This window comes from Xanthomonas sp. SHU 199 (assembly GCF_000364665.1).
In the GTDB taxonomy this organism is placed as follows: Bacteria; Pseudomonadota; Gammaproteobacteria; order Xanthomonadales; family Xanthomonadaceae; genus Xanthomonas_A; species Xanthomonas_A sontii.
The window spans coordinates 1-5,437 of sequence record NZ_AQOI01000061.1 but is presented as its reverse complement, the minus strand read 5'-3'; the positions used below and the strand labels follow the sequence as shown (position 1 = coordinate 5,437).

General features: G+C 69.5%; 6 protein-coding genes. 3 read left to right on the top strand and 3 right to left on the bottom strand.

Going from position 1 to position 5,437, the window contains the following annotated elements:
* The 3 genes from D183_RS0103085 to D183_RS0103075 form a co-directional block, all read left to right on the top strand.
* A partial coding sequence (locus D183_RS0103085; RefSeq protein ID WP_017907698.1) for a M15 family metallopeptidase occupies positions 1 to 480 on the top strand: 480 nt, incomplete at its 5' end.
* Complete coding sequence (locus tag D183_RS0103080; protein WP_017907697.1) at positions 477 to 1,073, top strand: hypothetical protein; 597 nt, start codon at positions 477 to 479, stop codon at positions 1,071 to 1,073. The genes D183_RS0103085 and D183_RS0103080, both read left to right, overlap by 4 nt.
* Positions 1,074 to 1,113: 40 nt before the next feature.
* The gene (locus D183_RS0103075) at positions 1,114 to 2,550 is read left to right on the top strand and encodes an FAD-binding oxidoreductase (RefSeq protein ID WP_017907696.1); all 1,437 of its coding nucleotides are present in this window, start codon (positions 1,114 to 1,116) and stop codon (positions 2,548 to 2,550) included.
* Between the two features lie 58 nt (positions 2,551 to 2,608).
* On the opposite strand, the gene D183_RS0103070 is transcribed toward D183_RS0103075, so the two are convergent.
* The 3 genes from D183_RS0103070 to D183_RS0103060 form a co-directional block, all read right to left on the bottom strand.
* Positions 2,609 to 2,980, bottom strand: a complete 372-nt coding sequence (locus tag D183_RS0103070) for a DUF423 domain-containing protein (protein ID WP_017907695.1) — start codon at positions 2,978 to 2,980, stop codon at positions 2,609 to 2,611.
* A gap of 101 nt (positions 2,981 to 3,081) precedes the next feature.
* A complete protein-coding gene (locus tag D183_RS0103065; protein WP_017907694.1) occupies positions 3,082 to 4,248 on the bottom strand; it encodes a polyketide cyclase in 1,167 nt (388 codons plus the stop codon).
* Positions 4,249 to 4,704: 456 nt separating this feature from the next.
* Positions 4,705 to 5,346, bottom strand: a complete 642-nt coding sequence (locus D183_RS0103060; protein WP_017907693.1) for a response regulator — start codon at positions 5,344 to 5,346, stop codon at positions 4,705 to 4,707.
* Positions 5,347 to 5,437: the final 91 nt, after the last annotated feature.

Genomic DNA, 5,437 nt, shown 5'->3' with positions numbered 1-5,437 from the left:
GCCTACGCGCAGCGCACCGGCCTGCCGCTGCAGCCGGAACCGGCCACCCTGCACGCGGCCGGCGACGACCGCTACCGACGCCCGCTGTGGCTGAGCACCGGCGCCGCACGCGCCTGGCACGCGCTGCGCCATGCCGCCACGCGCGATGGCGTGGTGCTGGAGGCGATCTCCGGCTATCGCAGCCACGCGTATCAGCTGGGCATCTTCGCGCGCAAGTTCGCCCGCGGGCAGAATCTCGAGCAGATCCTCGCGGTCAATGCCGCGCCGGGCTTCAGCGAGCACCACAGCGGACACGCCCTGGACATCGGCACGCCCGGCGAGCCGCCGGCCGAGGAAAGTTTCGAGCGCACGCCGGCCTTCGCCTGGCTGCACGACCACGCCGGCGCCTTCGGCTACCGCATGAGCTATCCGCGCGACAACCCGCATGGCATCGTCTACGAACCCTGGCACTGGTGCTGGCAGGAGGCCGCTTGCGCATGACCCGTTCCGATACCCGCCGGCCGCGCGCCGGCACCGCCGCCTGGCGGGCCTTGACCCTGCTGGCCCTGGCCCTGCCCACCTGCGCCGCCGCGCAATGGCACGACCGGCAGGGCCAGGCGCTGCCGGACAGCGCCGAGCGCGGCCACGACAAGGCCTTCGCTGCCGCACTGCAGATCGCCGACGACGCCGACTTCAGCGCGTTCGCGCAGGAGTGGGGGCAGACCGAGGCCGCGCATGCGCCGAACCTGCGCACGATCGCGCGCGTGCAGCGCGGCCAGTTGCTGCGCGTGGCGCTGCTGTACGCCGGCTGCGCGCCCAGCCCCAACAACGGCGGCGCCTGCGATGCGCAGATGAGCCTGCGCGTGCTCGGCCCCGACGGCAGCACCACCCTGCAGGACCCGATGCGGCCGCTGGGCATGGGCGGCCCACCGGCCGCCTCCGGCCTGCTGGAACTGGCGCCGCTGTCGGTGCAACTGCGTTTCGAGGACAGCGACCCGCTCGGCACCTACACCGTGCAGGTCACGGTCAACGATCCCAGCCAGGACGCGTGGGTGCGGTTGAAGACGCAGATCGAGTTGGTGGCCGCCCCCTGAGCGACCCACTGCCCCATCGGTTCCAAGGACAGCGTCATTGATGGACGAGCACATCGATCATAGCCGCCGTGCCGCCTGCGCCACGCTGCTCGGCGCGGGCACCGCCCTGACGCTGCCGGGATGCGGCCGCAGCGCCCCGGATCCACTGGAGGTCGGCGACATCGCCGCAATCGACCGGACCCGCGTCGCACGTATCGCGCAACCGCGCAGCACCGCCGAGGTGGCCGCCCTGCTGCGCGACAGCAACGGCGCGGTGTCGGTTGGGGGCGCGTGCTACAGCATGGGCGGCCAGGTCAGTGCCGCCGATTCGCTGCATCTGGATCTGCGCAGCCTGGTCGGCGTGGTGCGGCTGGATCGAGAAGCGCAGCGGATCCGCGTGCGCAGCGGCATGCGCTGGCGCGATGTGCAGGACCGGATCGATCCGCACGATCTTTCGATTGCGGTGATGCAGAGCTACAGCAACTTCAGCGTCGGTGGCTCGATCTCGGTCAATTGCCACGGCCGCTACCTGCACGCCGGCCCGATCGCGCACACGGTGCAGGCACTGCAACTGGTCGATGCGCAAGGCAACGTGCACGAACTCGATCGCCAGCGTGAACCGGCGCTGTTCGCCGCGGCGATCGGCGGCTACGGCGGGCTCGGCGTGATCACCGAGGCCGAGCTGTCGCTGGCCCACAACGATGTTCTCGAACGCCACGTCCAGCAGCTACCACTGGCCGACTACCCGGCCTTCTTCGCCGAACGCATCGCCGGCGATCCGCTGGCGGTCATGCACAACGCCGATCTGATGCCACCACGCTTCGACCGGCCACTGGCGGTGACCTGGCGACGCAGCACCGCGACACCGACCGAGCCCCGCCGGTTGCTGCCCCGCGGGCAGGACTACGCGCGCGAACAGACCATGATCTGGGCTGCCTCGGAGCTACCGATAGGTCCATGGCTGCGCGAGCGCTATCAGACCGAACCGCTGCTGCACACGCCAGCGGTCATGCGCCGCAACTGCCAGGCCAGCCTGGATGCGAATGCGCTGGAACCGCGCACCCGGCGGCTATCCACCTTCCTGCTGCAGGAATACTTCGTGCCGGTGTCCGCATTCGCCGCATTCGCGCAGGAAATGGCCGCGATCCTGCGTCGCCACGCGGTCACTGCGCTCAACGTGTCCATCCGCCACTCGCCCGCCGATACGGTGGCGTTGCTGCGCTGGGCGACGCAACCGGTGTTCTCGTTCGTGCTGTACCACAAGCAGCGCAGCGGAATGGCCGCGGACCGCGCCTCGGCGATATGGACGCGGCAGTTGATCGATGCCGCACTGGCACACGGCGGCCGCTACTACCTGCCATACCGTCTGCATGCCAGCACACGCCAGTTCGCCGCGGCCTATCCGGAGGCAGCGGCGTTCGCGCGGATCAAGCGTCGGGTGGACCCAGAGGGACGTTTCCGCAACCATCTGTGGGACAAGTACCTGCCGCGCGCGTAGCCCGGTACGCGCGCCCGACACTGCCAGGGCCGGGACGGCATGCGGCGAATTGCCGGCCTCAGCGCCGCAGCGCGTCCACCGCCCACAGCAGCCAGCCCAGCATAAGCGTGGTGCCACCGATCGGCGCCAGACGCGTCGGCCACTGCGCCAGCGCGTTGCCGGCCAGGCTGCCGGAGAACAGCACGGTGCCGAGCAGCAACAGACACAGCGCCAGGCGCCCGAGCAGGCGCTCGCTGCGGCGTCCCAGCGCCGCCAGCGCCACGCCGTGGCCGAAGGCGTACAGCGCCGCGGTCTGCAGGTGCGATTGCGCCAGGGGCTCGGCCACCCCGTGCGAGGCATAGGCGGACAGGCCGATGGACACGGCCGCCAGCAGCGCGCCGGCACTGCACAGCCAGAACGGCCCGCGCGTACGGCGATCGAACGTCAGCATGAGGGTTTCCTCCGGGAGCGCGGCAGCGTTTGCCGGCCCCATAAACAGAACGCGCCGCAAGATGCGGCGCGTTCCGGTTCACTCGTCCACCAGGGCAGGACTTACTTGATCGCCCAGTAGATGTCGTAGGTGCCTTCCGGCGTGAACGACTTGTCCACGCCGCCCTTCCAGGCTTCGTACGGACGGTCGGTCACGTCGTAGCCGCTGGTCGCGGCCCAGGCGCGCAGCGCATTGCGCGCCGCATCCAGGCCCGCCATGTGGCCGGTGTAGCTGGCGAAGGCGGAACGGTGCGCTTCGGTACGCAGGTAGGTCACCGGGGCGCCCTGCGGGATGGTCACCTTCAGCGGCTCGCCCGAGGCGGCAACCGGGGTGGCATCGACCGGCGCGGCGGCCACGTCGTCCTTCTTGTCGTCCTTCTTCTCATCCTTCTTGGCGTCGTCCTTCGGCGCGCCACCGGCACGCTTGCGCACCGGCTGGGCGACGTCGAACGCGTACTTGTCCGAGCCGAAGTCGGTGGTGACGATGCGCACCGGACCGGCCGCTTCCAGGCCGTTGGCGTCCATCACCCGCTTGATCCACTCCTGGTTGTCCTTGATGGACTTCTTGATGGAGTCGTTGTCGCGGTCGATGTTGCCGGCGTTGACCACCAGCAGGTCCTCGGCCGGGACGTCGACGACCTTCAGGTCCTTCAGCGGGGTGTCGTCGGAGCGGTAGTCCACGTTCGGCACGGTGGCCAGCACGTTGCTCAGGCGCGACAGACCCAGCTTGATGTCGTCGCCGACGTGGCGGCTGACGTACAGGCCGGCGTAACGACCCAGCAGGTCCCAACCGTACTTGACGGTGTAGTCCTGGGTGATCTTCACGTTGCGGCCGTTCTTGCCGGTCGACTCGAGCTTGAAGGTGGTGGTCTTGTCCTTGCCCTTGGTCTCGTCCTCGATGGCGATGACCACGTCCTTGTTCTTCTCGGTCGAGGTGATGGTCCAGCTACCCTTGCCGATGTAGCCCTCCTTGGAGCTGTAGTCCAGGCGCGCGCCGACACCGGATTCCGGGCCGGAGAGCTTCAGCTCGATGCGCGGGTCGCGCAGCACCAGGGGGTTCCAGTCCTTGAACCGACGCAGGCTGTTGACCGTGTCATAGACGATGGTCATGCGCCGATTGGTCTCGACGCTTTCGGACATGTGACGCTCCGAGGGCAGCACCACGCCGACAATGACGAACAGGCCAGCCACGATCCCCAGGGCGATCAGGAACTCGATAATACGGGTCATTCAGGAGGTCTCCGGGGCCGATCCCACGGCCGGGTTGATGAAGCGAAGCGCCCATCCTAGCAGGCTTCGCTGTCCGTGGTCAGCACATCACGGAATGCCGCTTCGCCCCGCGCCGCAACGGCCTTGCGCGGTGCCGGCAGCGCCGGTGCGCGCGGCGCCAGGGACGACCAGACCATTGTCCCGGCGGTGGCGGCGGACAGGCGGGCGCACCCAGGACCTGCCCGCATCGAATCGAGCAACGGCGGCACTCTCGGACAGCCGGAGGTGTCCGGGCCACGCCAAGCCGAGGCCAGACCACTTGCCTGCGCGCGACAGGCCCGACAACGTCATGTCGGCACGGTTTGCATGGCCTCCGGTGACATGGGACCCGGCCGGCGTGCGCGCGACCCGCCTCCGCCGGCCGTCATCCTGTCTCGTTCAGACCACCTGCGGCGCCGCGCGGGGCATCCTGCTCGGTCAGACCAGCTGCAGCTCGAACGCCTTCAGCACCGCACGGGTCCGGTCGCGCACGCCGAGCTTGGAGAGAATGTTGGAGACGTGGTTCTTGATCGTGCCCTCGGCCACGCCCAGCGAGTTGGCGATCTCCTTGTTGGAGAAGCCGCTGGCCATCAGCCGCAGGATCTCGGTCTCGCGGTCGGTCAGCGGGTCGGGCCGGTCCAGGCTGACGAAGTCGTTGCGCATGTGCTCCAGGCCGGACAGCAGGCGCTGGGTCACCGCCGGCTGCACCAGCGAGCCGCCCGCGGCCACGGTGCGGATCGCGCCGACCAGTTGCTCCAGCGACACGTCCTTGAGCAGATAGCCCTTGGCCCCGGCCTTGAGCCCGGCCAGCACCAACTGGTCGTCGTCGAAGGTGGTCAGGATGATGGTCGGCGGCAGCGCGGCGGCGCGCGACAACGTCTGCAGCGCCTCCAGCCCGGACATCGACGGCATGCGCATGTCCATCAGCACCACGTCGGGCAGCACCTGCGGGATCAGCTCCACCGCCTGGCGGCCGTCGCTGGCCTCGGCCACCACCTCGATGCCGCCGTCCAGCGCCAGCAGCGAGCGGATGCCCTGCCGCACCAGGGTTTGATCGTCGACCAGACACACACGGATCATCACAACACTCCTTGGGGAACGGCGGGCGGCAGCAAGGTGGCGGCGCCGGGGACCGCGGCGCGCAGGCGGAAGCCGGCGCCTGGCGCGGCCG